The organism is Synechococcus sp. W55.1 (assembly GCF_047461655.1).
GTDB lineage: Bacteria > Cyanobacteriota > Cyanobacteriia > Thermostichales > Thermostichaceae > Thermostichus.
This window is the reverse complement of the sequence record NZ_JANSHN010000003.1, coordinates 25,603-42,848: the sequence shown is the minus strand read 5'-3', so window position 1 is coordinate 42,848 and position 17,246 is coordinate 25,603. Positions and strand designations below refer to the sequence as shown.

The window sequence follows — 17,246 nt, the reverse complement described above, 5'->3', positions numbered from 1 at the left end:
CAATAACGGCTGGCAGCAAGGGAGAGCTAGGGCCGTTCCACCAGACGGGTAGAGCCCGACTGGGCAGCGACCCATCCCCCCGGAGCCCCATCTCGCTCGATGCGCAGCCAGACGGGCACTTGTCCCTCACCGGCCTGCACCTCTACCACCCGCAGCAGGGCTTGGCGTGGGGCTGTCCCGACAATGGCTCCTGTCAGGCTGGGTTGCTGGCGAATGTTGATGCCATCGTTGGAGATCACCCGCACCTGTTGTACTCCTTGCCACTCCGCCAGAGGGCCAGTTAGCTCAGGCGGGGGAGCGGGTTCTGTCTGGCCGGGATTGTTGTTCGCGAAAGCGTCGCGTGGCGATATGTCAACCGGCGGCTGCTCAATTTGCACCTGGGGCTGCTCCAGCGGCGGTGCCGGTGGCGGCGTGAACAGGCCCCGCAGCATTTGCCAGATGACCAGCAGGGAGAGAATGCCCACACCAACTACCCCGGCCACTCGCGTCAGCGGTGCGAAGCCCACGGCGGGAAGGGCAGGACGCTTACGGGATCCCAAGCGGCTGCGGCGGTAACGTTCCACTTCCTGCATTCCGCTCACGCCAGCTCCCTCCCGCTGAGGGGAACGGTCTTGGGCGCGTTCGCGACAGCGGTGCGGAGCACTAGAACTCTCATCGGCAAGAGAAGAGACGCCTGCTTTGGGGGTGCTGCGGTAAGAGGGCAAATCCGAGAGGCGCGGGGGTTCTGGCACCCCCTGTTGCCAAGGGGCGGGTGGGCGATACAATTCCTGGGTTGGCTCAGGACCCACCACGGCAGGCAAATGAGGTGGGGGATGGGGGGCTTGTTCGCGACAGCGGTGCGGAGCACTGGGAGAGAGCATCCCTGCCGGCGGGTCTTCGCGGCTGGGCATTTCGTCCAGGTAAGCTTGTACTTGGGGGTTGTCGAAGTAGGCTTGCAACGTCACTTGGGCGGCTTCCAGACCGCGGAACTCCGGGAACACCTCCTCCTGAAACCATTTTTCTGTGAAGCGGCACAGACCCGGCAGATGGTCGGGAGAACCGGCGGAGTGTTCTTCGATAAACTGCAAGGCCTCTACTTCTTGGGTGGAGCGCAGATGGGCGAGCGCGTCTTCGGTCTGCCCCAGCAACAGACTACAGATGGCCTGCTCCAGATGCACATCCTGCCGCTGCGCCAGACGAGCCAGGTAGCCGCGAGCACGCCGCACCAGAGCCGGGCGGTTTTCCAGATAACCTGCCGCCAGCAACACCTGCACGGCCAAGTAGGCGGCCACCATCGAGGGACGCTCAGCCTCCCGCTCGAACAACTCCTGCTGTTCTTTGAGGGTGAGGTGGCGACGTACCCGTTGGATAAAGCGCAGGAAATCTTCGGTGCTGAGGCCAGAGCCATCTTGCCCCATCCCCTCGATGCCGCCCCGTTCGTCCAGCATGGCTTTGAGGAGAGCCAGTCCCTGCTGTCGCTCCCCGTTCCCATCAGCGGTGTGTCTTCCAGCTTGGGCGGGAGCACTTTGGCTGAGGAGTTGCAAAATGCGATAGGGACGCAGCTTGCCCAAATCGATACGGATCTCCGCTTGCATCTGCGGAAAGGCCTGATACTCCTCCAGCTCCGCCAAGCCCGCCTGTAGGGAACGCGCCGCCTCTTCATAGGATCCCTGTTGCCAGGCTTCTCGACCCAGTTCCAGACGAGCGATGGCCCGCGCCAAAATGGCATCGGAACGAGCAGGGTGGCCCTGCTCCAACAGGTGTTGAGCCAAGTCCAACGCAGCCTGGTACTCTCCGGCTTCGCAATACAAGCACAGCACTCCCGGTAGGTGCGCCTCCTCCACCGTCAAGGTGGGATCCGTTGGCATGAGGTGTTCGTCGTAGTTTCGTCGTGCCTCAGGGTTCAGCAGCACAGAAGCCGCCTCTTGGATCATCTGGGCGCGAGCTTCCACAGCCTGTGGCGAGAACCCCGACAGCCAGGAGCGCTCGCCCGGCTTGAGATCGATCCGCTCCCGGTATGCCTGTTCAATCTGATGCTCATCTGCTCGTGCCGACAGCATCAAAACCCGATAGTAGTCGAGGGGCACCCGCACCGTCATGGTTTTTGTCCGCGCTCTCCGATTCGTGCCAGCGGGACGGAGTCCTTGGACAACTGACCCGCATCGACTTAACTGTAGTCCTTTTCCCCGGTAAAAGGGATCCCTGCGCTGAGAATCGCCACCTTGCCCCCACCCGTTCCAGCTAACCAGCTCTTCTTTGAAAGTGAAAAGGTCTATGAGGGAATATCTAGAGCAGACGGGTGGCCTCCAGCAGTTTGGCGTACCGGATCAGCAGCAAAGACTGTTGCTCCGGCAGCGGCTGAATAACCCCCTGCTGCTGCAGACGGCTCAGTACCGCCAGGGCTGTCTCCCGGCTAACTTGGCTGATATCGGCCAAATCCTGGGGGGGAGGGTAGACAATGCGCATCCCCTGGGGGGTCTTCTCGCCAAAAGCTTCCGCCAGTTGCACCAGCGTATGCACCACTCGCAGCGGGGGGCTCTGCTGGTCAAGATCCGCCTGCAAGTTGGCCAGGCGCAGGCGACGGGAGAGGCTGCAGGCCAGCTGGTAACACAGTTGCGGCTCCCGCAACATCAGCGCTTTGAAGGTTGCCGCCGGGATCCCGGCCACCCGCAGCGGGGTTAGGGCCAGCACATCTCGCGAGCGGGGAGCTTCGTCCAGTACCGCCATTTCCCCCACCCAAGCGCCCGGCCCCAGCAAGGCAAGGGTTTTGGTGCTGTCTTGCGCCCGCAAAGCCCGCCGCACCTTAGCCCAGCCGGCGAGGATCAGATAAACTACGCTGCCCCAGGCATCTTGCATGAAGAGGGCCTGTCCCGCCGGGATATCCCGCAGCTTGACCTGGGATCCCAACCATTGCAAGGACGTCGCCGAAAGTTCGGCCAACATTGGCACCGCCTTGAGCTCGGAGAGAAGGGCAACAGGAGCATCGGAAGCCATGGCGGGTCGGACGTTTCACCATACCGCAAGCCCACTGTAGCCCAGTTACCAACTCAAGAGCTATCCTGCAATCCACCACCCCGCCATGTGCGCCAAGATCTAGTGAGGAGGTAGTCTTGCTGTGGAGTCTTGCCGGTATGGCCCTCAGAGCCTCTAGAGCTACCCTGCGGTTGAGGGTGGGGGGAACCCAAACTCTGCCATTTCGTCTGGGCAACAGAGGTTCTGTCTGGGAGGGGATCCCTCCGCTGTTGTTGTTAGAACTTATGGATGCCTATGGATGCTGCCCTCAGCGACATCAGTGGCCAGCGCTGGTCGGTCTTGGTGAAGAACGTGCCTGTGCGGCCCGAAAAGCTCGCTGATGTGGATCTGGTGCTGATCTGTCAGCAGGGATCCCAGCCCCATCGGGAGGCTTTTGCCGAGCTGATGCGTCGCCATCAGGCCCATGTGGACAAGGTGCTCTACCATCTTGCTCCCGACTGGCACGACCGGCATGATTTGGCCCAGGAAGTTTGGATCCGGGCCTACCGCCACCTGAAACGCCTACAGGAGCCGGCGAAATTTCGCAGTTGGCTGGGGCGGATTGCCACCAACCTGTTTTACGACGAGCTGCGCAAGCGCAAACGGCAGCAGCAGCCCCTTTCTCTGGATGCGCCGATTCAGATGCGGGATAGCGAGATGGAGTGGGAGCTGCCCAGCGAGAGCCCCAGCCCCCATGAGCACCTCGCCACTTGCGAGTTCTATGAGCGATTGCACCAAGCCGTCCGCGACCTGCCGCAGGCCTTTCGCCAGACAATCCTGCTGCGGGAAATTCAGGGGATGGCTTATGAGGAAATTGCCGAGATCACAGGGGTGTCTTTGGGCACTGTTAAGTCTCGCATTGCCCGCGCCCGCGCCCGCTTGCAATCCACCCTAAAACCCTACCTTAATGGTGAATGACCATGGTTCGCGGCAACCCCAACCCCGACCCCAGGGATCCCCAGCAAGAGCTGCCGGTGGTGGATGAGCGCTTTGAACAGTTGAGCGCCTACCTGGACGGGGAATTGTCGTCCCAGGAAGCGCGGCAGGTGGAAGATTGGCTGGCCAGCGATCCCCAAGCGCGGCAACTGTACAGCCAACTGGCAGCTTTACAGGCCGGTTTGGCCAACCTCAAGGCCCCCACCTTGGATCCCATCCAGACGGAGCTGTTGATTAGCCGTGTGTTCGATGAGCTGGATCGGAGGCCGGTGCTCGACCTGGGCTGGCGGCGACGCAAGGGCACCCCTTGGGGACGAGTGGCAGCGGCTGTGGTGGCCTTGGCAGGGGCGGGCTGGGCGGGATGGCGTTGGTCTCATCCCCAGCCTTTGGTATCGCTGGAAGATCCGCCGGTGCGTGTGGCCATCGTGCCTGCCTCTGCTCGTGTTGCCCAACGCTATCTTTTCGAGGCGGGGCAAAAACAAGATGCCTACTCGATTTTGTTTGAGGCAATGCCCGACCGTGGATCTCGCTCCGCCAACGGGACCGGAGCCGTTCGCATCAACGGGACGGAGTCCTTGGTGGGCTGGGAATGACCTGAGCAGGCTTGAGAAAGACTGAGGAGTGCAGGGTGGAAAAAGCAGTTCGCCGGGCTTGTGGGCTAGGAGTCTGCCTTTGGCTATGCAGTCTGGGATCCCTGTCGGCCCAGGCAGATCCCAGCGGTAGCCATCTGGCAGCGCCGTTCGCGCCAGCGGGACAGAGTCCGAAGGAGTTGCGCCCCTCTCCCAATGCACAGAAGCCCGCCCCCCAACCCACGAACCTGCCTTCGCCCGGATCCCGTCTCACCCCTCCGGTGGCTCGCCCTCAACCCCCCGCCCCCGATCAAACAGATCCATTGCTTTTTCCGGATTTCCCCCTCCTCAAGGAGTTGGATCCGTCCCCGCCAAGCTTGGCCGACCTGGGCATCCATTGGGATCGCCTGGCCCTGCTGCCGGATTCCGAGCTGGCAGAGGAAATCGATGTGGAGTTCAGCCGCCGCCTAGCCCGCCTAAACCGGCAAATTGCCGACCAACAAGAGCGCCTCTACCGCCTCTTGCAAAGCTGGGACTCCGATGAGGCCGATATTCGTCAAATTCAGGCCCAACTGAGCCGGCTGCGGACAGAACGGGATCGCTTGGCCCTAGAGCACCTGTTGATGCTGCGGCAGTTGCAAGAGAACTTCGCCCTACCTCTACCCGACCGCTCGGCTGCGAGCTCTCCCTGAGGATCCCTTGGGTTCAGGCTATGATTGAGCAAGGGCAGACGCAACCCCCAACGGAGCTGAGCGATGGCCAAAGTGCCCAGCAACCCAGACATTGAGCAATTAGCTGCTGCCATTGGTAAAGAAGTTTACATCGATGTGGCCCGCTGGCATCTTTACCTGCGCGATGCCCACCTGCATACCCTTTTGGCGGAGCGACTGGCACCCCAGGTGATGGCAGGCAAGGTGGATGAGGACGCCGTCACAGAGATCTTGCAAGGGATCCCGGTGAAAGTGGGGGGTGGGCGCAAAGAATTGCCCCTGGCCGATCTCCTGCCGATGCAAAGCCTGCTTAACCTGCTGGACGTGCTGGAGGAGTTCAGCCGCAAATGGGCCCAATAGAGACCAATAGAGAAAGGTAGAGCGGTGCATCATCAGTCTAAACCTATGCGGCCTGGCCCCTGGCTCAAGCTCGGCAGCCTTATTCCGCTGCTCTGGCTGTTGTCGGCTTGCCAGGGAACCGAGTGGGGAGAACGGCTGGAGCGCGCTGTACGCCCAGTGGGCCCGCCCACAGCCCAATCTGAGCCGCTGGCACCTCCCTCGCCTCAACCTTCGCCGGGATCCATCCCGCCCTCTATCTCCGCTCCCCCTGCTCCCACCCCTTCCTCACCCCTGCCCAGCCCGGACAGCAGCCGCTTTACAGACTTGGAGCCCGGATCTCTGGTGGCCCGTTCGGTGGGATACCTGGATCGGTTGGGAGTTTTTGCCGATATCCCCGGCAGCGAATTTCAGCCGCAGCGCAGCGTTCGTCGCGGAGAATTTGCCCGTTGGCTGGTGCTGGCCAACAACGCCATCCACGCCGATGAGCCCAGCCGGCAGATCCGCCTGGGATCCCCCTCGGAACGCCCCCTCTTTTTGGATGTGCCGGAGGAGGATCCCCATTTTCGCTACATTCAAGCCCTGGGAGCTGCCGGCATAATTGCCGGAGATGCCAATCGAGAGTTTCGCCCCAACAGCCTGCTGTCGCGGGCAGAGTTGATCCGCATGAAGGTGCCTCTGGACTTACCTCCCGGCCAGATCAAGGGATCCCGAGCGGAGCTGGAGGAGCGCTGGGGGTTCACCGATGCGGCGCAAATTCCTCCTGAAGCCATTCCTGCTCTGGTAGCCGATCGCAGCCTAGAGAATGCCTCCACCGTGCTGCGCACCTTTGGCCCCATCCGCACCTTCAACCCCTTCGAGCCGGTTAGCCGCGGGGAAGCTGCCATTGCCTTATCGGCTTTTGGGGAACGAACGGCCCAAGACGCCATACCCCAGCCGCCAGCCTTGCCAGACCCAACCCCTGAGCCTCAGCCTTCTCCCCCTGCCGCAGAACCGGAGCAGACGGCTTCTCCCGAGCCGGATCCCAACCCTGCCTCTCCCTCGAATGCCGTTGATGAGCCCTCTGCGCCGGCCCGCCCCCGTTCCTCGGAAGTTGCCCCAGGGGAGGGCAGGATCGTTACCCCACGCCAAACCCAACCCTGAGGTGAGAGGGATCCCATTGGCGTATGCTGTTGGGCTCTGTCAGCAGATAGAACGCCTCAGAACCCCAGCAGGGATCCCTGCTACGGCTCTTACAAGGAGCAAAAGGAGCCATAACAATAAAAACTATCCCTAACTCCCTTCGGGAGAGGGGCTGTACAGCGCAGAGGACTTCCGCCCCCATTCCCCAGGCGGCTCTAGCTCTTGCCAGTCCCCTGAGCGCCCCTCTGCTGGGGAAAACCCTTGCCGCCCATAGCCTATAGAATGGGGGAAGCCAGCCTTGGAAAACCTGCAGGGATCCCAACTGTGTCCGCCATTGTTCCTGAAATCCGTTCTGCCGATCTGCTGCGCTACACCGTGATTGGGTCGCGGCGGCCCAGCGTGTACTTTTGGGCGGTGGCGCTGACGGGGGGAGGGCTGGGCTTTACCTTGGCCGGCCTTTCCAGCTATCTCCACCGCAATTTGCTCCCCTTTTCCGATCCCGCCAGCCTGGTGTTTATTCCCCAGGGCATTGCCATGCTCTTTTACGGGGTGCTCGGATCCCTGGCGGGGCTATACCAGTGGCTGAGTTTGTATTGGAACTTGGGAGGCGGCTACAACGAGTTCGACCGGCGCACGCAAAAGATAACGCTGGTGCGCCAGGGCTTTCCGGGCAAAAACCGTGAAGTCCGCCTGGAGTATGACTTTGCCGATGTGCAAAGCTTACGGGTGGAGCTGAGAGAGGGGCTTAACCCCCGCCGAGCCATCTACTTGCGGGTGAAAGGACGTGGCGACATCCCCCTCACCGGCGTAGGCCAGCCACCTCCCCTGACGGAGATCGAAAACCAGGCAGCCGAGATTGCCCGCTTTCTCAACGTCAGCTTAGAGGGCATTTGATTCCCTGGGGCATCATGCGCTGTGATCGCACCCTGATGGCCGCGTGAGGGATGTGTGCCCTACTACGAATGGGTGACCAACTACATTGCTGTAATCGGTGGGCGCTAATGCGGAGGCCTTGAAGAGATCCCGGATCCCTTTGGGGTGGGGAGACCCTCTTCTGGATTAGAGTCCTTTCAAATTAGTTCAAATTAGATTGAGACTAGGTTGAGACGCTCCCCAGGTGTTTCGCGCTGCAGCCCTTCTTCCAGAGGGAGAAATGACCATATCTGCACAACTGAAGCGCGCGCTGCCGAGCGTCGCTTTTTAAAACCTCGGGATGGAGAGCATCTCAAAAACTAGCCTTCGCCAGCTTGAGGAGAGGAACCCAGGGATCCCTTGACTGCCACCTGAAGGCTCGCCGACTCCGGAATGAATGCCTGTGCAGTCGGGAACCCCAAGAAGGGGCTTTGCTCTACCGCCTGGGTGGAGAGGGTAAAGAGGGGATTGGAGAGGATCCCGGCAAAGATGGTAGCCACCAAAGTGAACACCAAGCCCACCCGCAGAGCCTGCATGCCTTCCGCCTGCCAGTTGGTCTCAGGGTAATTTTGCACTGAAACCGACATCTCTTGCGGCTCTTTCACCACGATGGTTTTCACCACCCGCACGTAGTAGTAGATGGAGATGACGCTGGTGACCAACCCCACCAACACTAGGGTATAGGCCCCTGCCTGCCAACCGGCCCAGAAGAGATAGAGCTTGCCGAAAAAGCCGGCCAGTGGCGGCAACCCGCCCAGGGAGAGAAGACAAATGCTAAGGCAAAGGGTGAGGAAAGGATCCTTCTGGTAGAGGCCGCTGTACTCGCTAATTTCATCGGTGCCGGTCTTCAGGCTGAACAGGGTGATGCACAAAAAGGCCCCCAGGTTCATGGCCAAATAGACCATCAAGTAAAAGATCAAGCTAGCATAGCCTGCCTCGGTGCCTGCCACCAAGCCAATCAAAACGAAGCCCGCCTGTCCAATGGAAGAATAGGCCAGCAGCCGCTTGAGGCGGGTTTGGGCAATGGCCACCACATTCCCCAGCACCATGGTCAAAATGGCCAGCACCGAGAGCACCGCCCGCCACTCTTCCGTCATGGCCGGAAATACGGTGGCCAGAAAGCGCACCGCCAAGGCAAAGCCTGCTGCTTTGGATCCCACTGACAAAAAGGCCACCACCGGCGTTGGGGATCCCTCGTAGACATCAGGAGTCCACTGGTGGAAGGGCACCGCCGCCAACTTAAACCCGATACCACCAATGCAGAGGACCAAAGCGATGATCCCTGCCAAGCCGGCATCCCCCATAGAGGAGGCAATGGCTTCCAGCTTCGTTTGCCCACCCGAAAGGCCGTAGAGCAGCGACATGCCGTAGAGAAAAATGGCTGTGCTGCTGGCCCCGATCAAGAGATATTTCAGGGCTGCCTCCGAAGAACGGGGATCCCGCTTGGTATAGCCGGCCATCAGGTAGCTGGCAATGCCCAGGGTTTCCAGAGATACAAACACCAGGATCAAGTCCGTCGCCCCGGAGAGGAACATGCCCCCCAAGGTGGCCGTGAGCAGCAACACATAAAACTCGCCTGTGGGCGCTCCGGACTGAGAGATGTAGCGCTCCGCCATCATCACGGTCAGTACCGCCGTCCCCACCACCAGGCCACGGAAGAGAATGCTGATGGGATCCGCCGCAAAGCTGCCCAAGAAGCTCTCCAACTGGGGCTGCTGCCACTGCAACACCAAGGTCACCAAAGCCCCAATCAAGCCAAAGATGGAGAGGGCCGGAAGACTTTTGCGCGCCGCCGAACCACCGACCAAATCCACCACCAAGACGAGCAAGAGGGTGAGGGTAACCACCACTTCTGGCCAAATGGCACCGGCATACAGGTTTCCGGTTGGGGCAAAGACATCCATAGGGGAAGACATGAAGACAGATGAAGGGGATCCACAGCCAGCATACCGCGATTTCCGGTCTCTCTTTCCGCTTCCGGCATCTCTTCTCCCAATCGTCTCCATCAGCACTCTCAATCCACGGGCTCAGTAGAGCTTGGCGCTGGAGGTGAGCACCAGCTTCAGGCGGGCGTGGATCAGGTCCAAGTCCGCCAGCCCCAAGTCGATCTCCCCATCGATGACGATGCCGGTGTGGATCAGGCGATCCAAGAGTTCCAGCACGGATCCCTCGCGGTGGGGTTGTCCGGGGTAGTAGTCCCCCTGGCGGGGCAGGAGGGTGCCCAGATCTCCGAGATCCAGGTTTAAATCCGCCGGGTCAATCTCCAACAGGCTGCAGATTTGTCGAATTTGCTCCCGCAGGGCCTGTAGGCTGCTGCCGGCCCGCTCAATCTGCTCTGCAGAAAGGCGCTCGGCCTCCATTTGCCGCACCACCTGCGCCTCCATCAACTGCCGCAACAGCTCCACCAAGGTCAGCACCAGAGAGGCCAAACCGGCTTCCGGGCGTTTCCGGCCAGGGGTGGGCCGAGCCTGGCTCAAGTCTTCCGAGCTGGCGGGACTGATAGAAAAGCGCGGCGGGGGAGAAGGGGCAATCCAACGGTCAAAGGGCTGGCAAAGCTGTTCCAGGCTGAGCAAATGGAGACGGGGATCCCGAGCGGCCTCTTCCCTTTCCTCTGGTAGGTTGTAGCCCCAGTCGGCCAAAAACAAGAGAACCTGCTCCAGCTCCGGCACCCTCTGCACCTGGCGCAGCGTTTGCAGGCGATCCTCCACAAACCACAGCTCCTCAGCCGGCAGTTGGGCGGCAGCCAGTAGCCGCTGTAAAGTGGTGGCCTTGGGGGCGCGCACCTCCTTGCCCAGAATGCGGTGGCGTGGCAGTTGGATCCCTGCTCGGCCCAAGAGCTGCTGGATGAACCGTCCCTCTTTGGTGCTGAGGATGGCCAAGCGCGGCTCCCCTGCAGCCTGAACCTGGCGTAGCCAAGCCGCCACCCCCGGATAAAAGCGGTGTAGCCCCAGCCACCCCTGCAGATCCTCTTCAATCCAACGATCCCGCACCCGATCCAACGCTTGGATTAGAGAGAGGGCAGGGATCCCTGACTGCTGCAACAACCGCTGCCGCCAGCTGGGCCAGTCTTGGCGCAAGTCTTCCTCCCGGATCCCTTGCTGCAGCCCCCACAACAACAAAGGCATCTCCCAGCCGGTCTCAATCAGCGGGCGCAGACGGTCGAAGGCAGGACGCAGCGGCTCTAGCTGAGCAGGAGCCAAGCCCCACACCTGAGCACAAACGCGGCAGGAGGAAGCAAAATACTCCGCCCGCCCATCGCAGAGCACACCATCAAAATCCAGAACCAGAATGCGGGGGGACATTCGCCGGGGCCTAGCGAACTCCATACCTGAGTCCCCCTGGGGGCAAGTTGCAAAAATGGGGCCAGAGGCCAAGTTAATTTAACCAAACTGTTCCACCCGATTGGCCCAACCTAATTGGATTCCAAGATGCGAACCGACTTGATCTCCACCGGTTTCAGGGGGCGATCCTGAGGGTCGGTGGGAGCCGTTGCAATTTTATCCAACACATCCTCTCCCTCGATCAATTGCCCAAAGATCGTGTAGTTGGGCGGCAGCGGGTAGTCGGCATGCATGATGAAGAACTGGCTGCCATTGGTGTTGGGGCCGGCGTTGGCCATCGCCAAAGTGCCACGGCTGTAGGGACGTTGCACCGGCTCATCGGGAAAGCGGTAGCCCGGCCCACCCCGCCCCGTGCCCGTGGGATCCCCACCTTGGATCATGAAGCCCCGAATCACGCGGTGAAAGATGACACCATCGTAGAAGTGGTCGTTGGCCAAAAAGACGAAATTGTTGACGGCGAGGGGAGCTTCTTGCGGGAACAGCTCCAGAACCATTGTGCCGGCGGTGGTCTCCATCGTGGCCGTGTAGGACTTGGCCGGGTCGATCACCATTGGGGGGGGATTGTTGTAGGTTTTCACGGGTTTGCCCAAGTGTTGTGCCAGGAGCAAATCGCGAGAAGAATGCGGGCGGGCCAAGACAGGGAGAGCACTCAGCCCCACCCAAAGCACCACCATCAGCACAGCTAACTTCACCAGGCTGGCCAACTTAGATCGCGCACGCACAATTCTTGCAGGAAAGCTCCATCCCCATCGTACCAGGATTCTGTCCGAGCTTAATCTTCCCCGGACTTGGATGGAGACTTGGCCCGCCGCACCAGCCAATAACTTACCGAGAGGGCCAACGTCGCTGCCCCCAAGCCAATGAGCTCCAACCCCCCCAGCTTCTCGAAATCAAAAATGATGATCTTGCGGGCCACCGCAATCAAAGAGGTGACGATCACCAGCTCCACCTGCACCACCTGCTTTTGCAAGTAGGCGGTAATGTTCTCTAGAATTTCCAGCGCAATCAAAATATTTAAAAAGAGGCCGAAGATCTCGATCAAAGTGGTGGAGAAAAACCCAGTTGGCTCCATCAACAAATCTGCCACCAAGAACCGGGCCAAGTCCACCACTGCTACTACGATTAGCCCGATCATCAAAATTGAAAGCAGCTTCGAGATCAGGCTTTCGATGCGGGCAATGGCCCGCAAAAAGGGATCCTCCTCTTCTGTCTCGTGGGGATTGTGCAACAGCCACTTGAGAAACCGCATCGCCAACCCCGACAGATCCAAACCCTTATGTCCTGATCCTGAGACAACATTATCCGTCCCAACCGTCTTGCCGGGAAGCAGGCAGGGATCCCTTGGGGCGATGATTGCGACACCGCTCAGAACAGTATTTCACCTCCGACCAACAGTCGGCCCACTTTTTGCGCCAGGTGAAGGGTCGCTGACAGGTGAGACAAATCTTGCTGGGCAAATCCGATTTCTTCCGTTGGCGTGGCATGGTGCACTGCAAAACAAGGTCAACTCTGTAGTCAGTTTAACAATCCTACCGGATGCTGACCGTTACCATCACGGAAGTGTTTAGTCTGCGCCCCACCTTAGCAAAAGCTGAAGTCTGAACCTAGAGAAATCGAGTAGCCTCTTGAAATCCGGCGAGATCTCTGCCCTGTGTCTGCAGGGATCCCTGAAGGAAGTTGGGTTTGCTGAAAGGTTAGCCGCCTCCATCCTGTACTGAGTAAAGTTCTTAACACCCGCTTGTGAACTTGAGCTTGAGTTTGTATGAAATCTCAACCAAATGGGACGAATGTAGCTGTTCAGAACTCTCCTCCTCCACTGAAGCGGGTTGAGGTACGGCTCAGCAAACCCGGCAACCGAGCGACCCAAGCCTCGCTTTCGGAAGACTCAGTGGGCGTATTTTTGCGGGAAATGGCTCGCTACCCACTCCTCAATGCCGAGCAGGAGGTGAAGTTGGGGCGGCTGATCGCAGAGGGGGGAGCTGCCAGGGAACGGGCGAAACGGGAATTGGTCAGGGCCAACCTGCGCTTGGTGGTCTCGATTGCCAAAAAGTATTTGAATCGCGGTGTGCCGTTTCTGGATTTGATTCAAGAAGGCACCATTGGCCTGATCCGAGCCGCAGAAAAATTTGAGTACGAACGCGGCTACAAGTTTTCCACCTACGCCTACTGGTGGATTCGCCAAGGGATCACCCGCGCCGTTGCCAATCAGGGGCGCCTGGTGCGGATCCCGGTGCACATGGTAGAAAAGCTCAACCAGGTGAAGCGGATCCGGCGGGAGCTGACCGAGACCCTAAACCGTCGCCCCACCCAAGCGGAAATTGCCGAAGCTCTGGAGATTTCCCCCGACAAGCTGGACGCTCTCTTAACCCTCTTGGAAGCCGGTCGCCAAACCCTTTCGCTACATACTCCGGTCGGCAAAGAGGAAGATACGGAGCTGATGCAGCTTATCGAGGCCGCCAACGGCCCCACTCCCGAATCGCAAATGGACTTGCACCTGCTGTCTGCCCAACTGGAAGAAATGCTGGAGCAGCTCAGCCCCCGAGAGCAAGAAATCCTCAAGCTCCGCTATGGGCTGAAAGATGGCCACCTGCACACTCTCTCCGAAATTGGTCAGCTCTTCGGCCTGTCTCGAGAGCGCGTCCGACAAATTCAAGCACGAGCCATGCGCAAACTGCGCCATCCACGCCGACAGGAAATTTTGGCAGATTGGATGACCTCGTTTTAGGCAGTAGGCCACGGCTGCTCCACAGGCGAAACCCAGGATTCCGCAGCAGTTTATGTTCAGCAAAGCTCTGCAGAACCAGGACCAGAGGCGTGCCCCCACTTTTGGACAAGGGATCTGTCAACTAGCCCATCTTCTGCAACTGCAGGGGGTGAGGCTGAGGGCGGCTGCGCAGGGCAGCTTCGATCAACCCCAAAAAGAGGGGGTGGGGGCGGTTGGGGCGGGAGCGAAACTCCGGATGGAACTGGGTGGCGATGAAAAAGGGGTGGCTGGGCAGCTCGATAATCTCCACCAAGCGGTTATCCGGCGAGACTCCGCTGATGATATAACCAGAGTCCAGAAAAAGGCTGCGGTAGGCATTGTTAAACTCATAGCGATGGCGGTGCCGCTCGTAGATGATGGCCTCACCGTAGAGCTTGGCCGCTAGGGTATTGGGCATGATGCGACAGGGATAGAGGCCCAGCCGCAGGGTTCCCCCCAGATCCTCTACATCTTTCTGCTCCGGCAGCAGGCTGATGACAGGGTGGGGGGTATCGGGATCAAACTCACAGCTATTGGCCCGCTCCAGGTGGGCAATGTGACATCCCCAGTCGATCACCGCGCACTGCATGCCCAGACACAGCCCTAGGAAGGGAATGCCTTGCTCGCGCACGTAGCGGATGGTAGCCACCTTGCCCTCGATGCCGCGATTGCCAAACCCCCCTGGCACCACCACTCCATCCACGCCGGAAAGCAATGCCTCTGGTCCCCGCTCTTCGATCTCCTCAGAAGAGATCCAGCGCAGCGTGACGCCGGCATTGAGGGCCAACCCGGCATGGCGCAGGGCCTCGGCCACCGAAAGATAGGCATCCGTAAGGCGCACGTATTTGCCGACAATGGCAATCTCCACCCGCTCTTGGGGGTGGTGCAGCCGCTTCACCAAGAGCTCCCACTCCCGCAGGTCGGGCTGCTGGGGATCCAGGTTGAGGATCTCCAAAACCCGCTGCGCCAACCCCTCCTGCTCGAGCACCAAAGGCACATCGTAGATACTGGGGGCATCCTGAGCCTGAATCACACATTCCACCGGCACATCGCAAAACTCGGAGATCTTCTCCTTGATCCCGCGGGGCAATGGCTGTTCGCAGCGGCACACCAACACGTCCGGCTGGATACCAATAGAGCGCAGCTCCTTCACCGAGTGCTGGGTGGGCTTGGTTTTCATCTCCCCTGCCGCTTTGATCAGGGGCACCAGGGTGACATGCACATAGGCGACATTGGCGCGGCCCACGTCCTTGCGAAATTGGCGAATGGCCTCCAAAAAGGGCAGAGACTCGATATCCCCCACCGTGCCCCCCACCTCCACCAGCACCACATCGGGGTTGGTCTCGCGGGCCACTCGCCGGATCCGCTCTTTGATCTCTTGGGTGACGTGGGGGATCACCTGCACCGTGCTGCCCTGGTAATCGCCGCGCCGCTCTTTGTGGATCACGGCCTGGTAGATGGAGCCGGTGGTGACGTTGTTGAGCTTAGACATGTTGGTGTCGGTGAAGCGCTCGTAGTGGCCCAAGTCCAGGTCGGTCTCGGCGCCGTCGTCGGTGACGAACACTTCTCCATGCTGGTAGGGACTCATGGTGCCGGGATCCACATTGATGTAGGGATCCAGCTTCAAAATCGACACCGTGTAGTTGCGGGATTTGAGGAGGCGACCCAAGCTGGCCGCTACAATGCCTTTGCCGATGCTGGAGACCACTCCACCGGTGACGAAGACAAACTTGGTCATGGCCTGGATCCCTTCCCTTTTGCCTTTTGATTATGCCAGGGATCCCTCAGCGCAGAGAGCGGATGGGGCCGTTGTAGAGGATGGTGGTTTGAAAGGTGCGCCTGTCCACCCGCACCTGGGTTTCAATGCTGGGCTGGACAAAGCCGGGCTCTCCCCCCCGGAAGGTGAAGATCCAAGCATCTTCAAACTCTTCAAACGGCGAGTCGATGGCTGCCCCGTGCATGGAAGCTTCGGCGCGATAGCGCTGTAGGCCCCCATTGGCGATCTCGGCAGCTTGACGGGCCAGGTTTTTGGCGCGGTTGAGATCCCGGAAGTAGCGGCTGATCTCCTCAAAACTCCCCCTGGGCAGCGGTCGCTGGGGAGCGGGGGTTGCCGGCACAGGCCGGGGATCCGGCACAATGGGCAGGGTGGGAATGTCCGGGCTGGGGGGCAGCGGGGTTTGGGAAGGTTCGGGAAAGAGGGGCCTAATCCCCTGGGTCTGGGCGGGCAGCGAGGATCCCCAGAGCAGCGCTCCGGCCAGGCAGAGAGGGAAAAGGGATCTCATAGGCAGTTCCTCTACCAGTGAGTGATCTAGCTGGAATCACTACTCTACTGAGCCTCTCTCCCCAACAAGCAGAGGAAAAAGCCTGGTTGCTGTTTCCCAAGGCAGCTAAAAGAGGGAGGTCGTTGGCGCAAGGGGGACTGCCCACCTGCTGACGGTTGCTAGCATGCGGGAGGAGACCGCCTCACAGAAGTTGCCATGGAGTTCATCGATCTTGCCGAGACGGGGCTAAAACTAAGCCGCGTGGGGCTGGGCACCTGGAGCATGACGGGGGATTGGTGGGGGCCAGCAGATCCTGAGGAGGCCTACGCCACTCTCCGCAAGGCCATTGACCTAGGCATCACCCTCTTTGACACCGCTCCGGCCTACGGCCGCGGCCTTTCGGAAGTGCTTTTGGGACGGGCCATCCGGGATGCCGGCTGCCGGGATCGCCTAGTCATTGCCACCAAGGCCGGCCTGCAGTGGGTCAACGGCAAGGTGGTGCGCAACTGCAGCCTCAGTTGGCTAGCTCAGGATTTGGAAAACTCCCTCCGCCGCCTGCAGACGGAGGTCATTGACATCTACCAGGTACACTGGCCAGATCCCCTAGAGCCCCTGGAGGAAACAGCCGCCTTTTTCCAGCGCCTGCTGCAGGAAGGCAAGATCCGCGCCATTGGGGTCAGCAACTTTTCCCCAGAACAACTGGATCGGTTTCGCCAGGTGGCTCCTCTGCACACCGCCCAGCCCCCCTACAACCTGTTCGAGCGGCAGATTGAAGCAGAGGTCTTGCCCTACTGTCGAGAGCACGGCATTCACACTTTGGTGTACAGTCCCCTCTGCCGAGGTCTGCTGAGCGGACGGATGACGCCGCAAACCACCTTCCCCCCAGGGGACATGCGCGCCGGGATCGACCCCAAGTTTGTTGAACCGCGCTACTCCCAGTACCTAAAGGCGGCAGAGGCATTGAGCCGGTTTGCTCAGGATCGCTATGGCAAGACCTTGGCTCAGTTGGCGGTGCGCTGGCTGCTGGATCAACCAGGGGTGAGTGTGGCACTGTGGGGGGCGCGCAAACCCCATCATCTGGAAGCGATATCCGGCCTTTGGGGCTGGTCGCTGGATGCGGAAGCGATGCAGACCATCGAGGATATTTTGCAAAGGTATGTTCCCGAGTCCATTCCCCCCAGCTTTATGTCCCCAGCTGCTCGCGCTGCCTAACCCGTACCCTTGCCCAGATTGCCGGGATCCTGGAACTGAGTTTGGCAAAAAATGAGATTTAGAGCTCTGTCCTACCGCAGCCAGTAGGGCCAGGAGTCTGTCAACCACGGGAG

General features: G+C 60.1%; 17 protein-coding genes. 8 read left to right on the top strand and 9 right to left on the bottom strand.

Annotation, left to right across the window (positions count from 1 at the left end; all coding sequences use genetic code 11):
* Positions 1-26: 26 nt before the first annotated feature.
* Together NW816_RS02320 and NW816_RS02315 are read right to left on the bottom strand one after the other, a co-directional pair.
* Complete coding sequence (locus NW816_RS02320) at positions 27-2,078, bottom strand: SH3 domain-containing protein (protein WP_414408112.1); 2,052 nt, start codon at positions 2,076-2,078, stop codon at positions 27-29.
* A gap of 187 nt (positions 2,079-2,265) precedes the next feature.
* Positions 2,266-2,973 carry a Crp/Fnr family transcriptional regulator gene (locus tag NW816_RS02315; protein WP_414382146.1) on the bottom strand — a complete coding sequence of 236 codons (708 nt, stop codon included), beginning with the start codon at positions 2,971-2,973 and terminating at the stop codon, positions 2,266-2,268.
* A gap of 273 nt (positions 2,974-3,246) precedes the next feature.
* On the opposite strand from NW816_RS02315, the gene NW816_RS02310 reads away from it, so the two are divergent.
* From NW816_RS02310 to NW816_RS02285, 6 genes are all read left to right on the top strand, one after another.
* On the top strand, positions 3,247-3,909 hold the full coding sequence (locus tag NW816_RS02310) for a sigma-70 family RNA polymerase sigma factor (protein ID WP_011433073.1): 663 nt from the start codon (positions 3,247-3,249) through the stop codon (positions 3,907-3,909).
* 2 nt (positions 3,910-3,911) lie between these two features.
* A complete protein-coding gene (locus tag NW816_RS02305; protein ID WP_414408111.1) occupies positions 3,912-4,520 on the top strand; it encodes an anti-sigma factor family protein in 609 nt (202 codons plus the stop codon).
* A 35-nt stretch (positions 4,521-4,555) separates the two neighbouring features.
* Positions 4,556-5,188, top strand: coding sequence for a hypothetical protein (locus tag NW816_RS02300; protein WP_414408110.1), 633 nt, complete (start codon positions 4,556-4,558; stop codon positions 5,186-5,188).
* 63 nt (positions 5,189-5,251) lie between these two features.
* Positions 5,252-5,566, top strand: coding sequence for a DUF3181 family protein (locus tag NW816_RS02295; protein ID WP_011433076.1), 315 nt, complete (start codon positions 5,252-5,254; stop codon positions 5,564-5,566).
* Positions 5,567-5,611: 45 nt separating this feature from the next.
* Complete coding sequence (locus NW816_RS02290; RefSeq protein WP_414408109.1) at positions 5,612-6,685, top strand: S-layer homology domain-containing protein; 1,074 nt, start codon at positions 5,612-5,614, stop codon at positions 6,683-6,685.
* 303 nt (positions 6,686-6,988) lie between these two features.
* Positions 6,989-7,558, top strand: coding sequence for a photosystem I assembly protein Ycf4 (locus NW816_RS02285; protein ID WP_011433078.1), 570 nt, complete (start codon positions 6,989-6,991; stop codon positions 7,556-7,558).
* Positions 7,559-7,896: 338 nt separating this feature from the next.
* Here NW816_RS02285 and NW816_RS02280 read toward each other — a convergent pair whose 3' ends face one another.
* The 5 genes from NW816_RS02280 to NW816_RS02260 all read right to left on the bottom strand — a co-directional run bounded on the left by NW816_RS02280 (position 7,897) and on the right by NW816_RS02260 (position 12,401).
* Entirely contained in the window at positions 7,897-9,480 is a 1,584-nt protein-coding gene (locus tag NW816_RS02280; protein ID WP_414329311.1) for an NAD(P)H-quinone oxidoreductase subunit N, read from the bottom strand.
* Positions 9,481-9,603: 123 nt separating this feature from the next.
* The gene (gene gvpJ / locus NW816_RS02275) at positions 9,604-10,878 is read right to left on the bottom strand and encodes a gas vesicle protein GvpJ (RefSeq protein WP_414408108.1); all 1,275 of its coding nucleotides are present in this window, start codon (positions 10,876-10,878) and stop codon (positions 9,604-9,606) included.
* Positions 10,879-10,988: 110 nt separating this feature from the next.
* Positions 10,989-11,468 carry a peptidylprolyl isomerase gene (locus NW816_RS02270; protein WP_414382189.1) on the bottom strand — a complete coding sequence of 160 codons (480 nt, stop codon included), beginning with the start codon at positions 11,466-11,468 and terminating at the stop codon, positions 10,989-10,991.
* Positions 11,469-11,689: 221 nt separating this feature from the next.
* A complete protein-coding gene (locus NW816_RS02265; RefSeq protein ID WP_414408107.1) occupies positions 11,690-12,166 on the bottom strand; it encodes a phosphate-starvation-inducible PsiE family protein in 477 nt (158 codons plus the stop codon).
* Between the two features lie 49 nt (positions 12,167-12,215).
* On the bottom strand, positions 12,216-12,401 hold the full coding sequence (locus NW816_RS02260) for a DUF2256 domain-containing protein (RefSeq protein WP_041437321.1): 186 nt from the start codon (positions 12,399-12,401) through the stop codon (positions 12,216-12,218).
* A gap of 278 nt (positions 12,402-12,679) precedes the next feature.
* On the opposite strand from NW816_RS02260, the gene NW816_RS02255 reads away from it, so the two are divergent.
* A complete protein-coding gene (locus NW816_RS02255; RefSeq protein ID WP_414408106.1) occupies positions 12,680-13,642 on the top strand; it encodes an RNA polymerase sigma factor RpoD/SigA in 963 nt (320 codons plus the stop codon).
* A 121-nt stretch (positions 13,643-13,763) separates the two neighbouring features.
* Here the strand turns inward: NW816_RS02255 and NW816_RS02250 are convergent, their stop codons facing one another.
* Both NW816_RS02250 and NW816_RS02245 read right to left on the bottom strand, forming a co-directional pair.
* Entirely contained in the window at positions 13,764-15,398 is a 1,635-nt protein-coding gene (locus tag NW816_RS02250; RefSeq protein ID WP_414408105.1) for a CTP synthase, read from the bottom strand.
* Between the two features lie 46 nt (positions 15,399-15,444).
* Positions 15,445-15,942: a hypothetical protein gene (locus tag NW816_RS02245; protein WP_414382123.1), complete on the bottom strand. Its 498-nt coding sequence runs from the start codon at positions 15,940-15,942 to the stop codon at positions 15,445-15,447.
* Positions 15,943-16,137: 195 nt separating this feature from the next.
* Between NW816_RS02245 and NW816_RS02240 the strand changes: the two genes are divergently transcribed.
* Positions 16,138-17,133: an aldo/keto reductase gene (locus NW816_RS02240; protein ID WP_414408104.1), complete on the top strand. Its 996-nt coding sequence runs from the start codon at positions 16,138-16,140 to the stop codon at positions 17,131-17,133.
* Positions 17,134-17,246: the final 113 nt, after the last annotated feature.

Coding starts and splice junctions, on each gene's coding strand:
- NW816_RS02320 (WP_414408112.1), bottom strand. CDS start 2,078: ATGACGGTGCGGGTGCCCCTCGACTACTATCGGGTTTTGATGCTGTCG.
- NW816_RS02315 (WP_414382146.1), bottom strand. CDS start 2,973: ATGGCTTCCGATGCTCCTGTTGCCCTTCTCTCCGAGCTCAAGGCGGTG.
- NW816_RS02310 (WP_011433073.1), top strand. CDS start 3,247: ATGGATGCTGCCCTCAGCGACATCAGTGGCCAGCGCTGGTCGGTCTTG.
- NW816_RS02305 (WP_414408111.1), top strand. CDS start 3,912: ATGGTTCGCGGCAACCCCAACCCCGACCCCAGGGATCCCCAGCAAGAG.
- NW816_RS02295 (WP_011433076.1), top strand. CDS start 5,252: ATGGCCAAAGTGCCCAGCAACCCAGACATTGAGCAATTAGCTGCTGCC.
- NW816_RS02290 (WP_414408109.1), top strand. CDS start 5,612: ATGCGGCCTGGCCCCTGGCTCAAGCTCGGCAGCCTTATTCCGCTGCTC.
- NW816_RS02280 (WP_414329311.1), bottom strand. CDS start 9,480: ATGGATGTCTTTGCCCCAACCGGAAACCTGTATGCCGGTGCCATTTGG.
- gvpJ (WP_414408108.1), bottom strand. CDS start 10,878: ATGTCCCCCCGCATTCTGGTTCTGGATTTTGATGGTGTGCTCTGCGAT.
- NW816_RS02270 (WP_414382189.1), bottom strand. CDS start 11,468: ATGGTGATCGACCCGGCCAAGTCCTACACGGCCACGATGGAGACCACC.
- NW816_RS02265 (WP_414408107.1), bottom strand. CDS start 12,166: ATGCGGTTTCTCAAGTGGCTGTTGCACAATCCCCACGAGACAGAAGAG.
- NW816_RS02260 (WP_041437321.1), bottom strand. CDS start 12,401: ATGCCACGCCAACGGAAGAAATCGGATTTGCCCAGCAAGATTTGTCTC.
- NW816_RS02255 (WP_414408106.1), top strand. CDS start 12,680: ATGAAATCTCAACCAAATGGGACGAATGTAGCTGTTCAGAACTCTCCT.
- NW816_RS02250 (WP_414408105.1), bottom strand. CDS start 15,398: ATGACCAAGTTTGTCTTCGTCACCGGTGGAGTGGTCTCCAGCATCGGC.
- NW816_RS02245 (WP_414382123.1), bottom strand. CDS start 15,942: ATGAGATCCCTTTTCCCTCTCTGCCTGGCCGGAGCGCTGCTCTGGGGA.
- NW816_RS02240 (WP_414408104.1), top strand. CDS start 16,138: ATGGAGTTCATCGATCTTGCCGAGACGGGGCTAAAACTAAGCCGCGTG.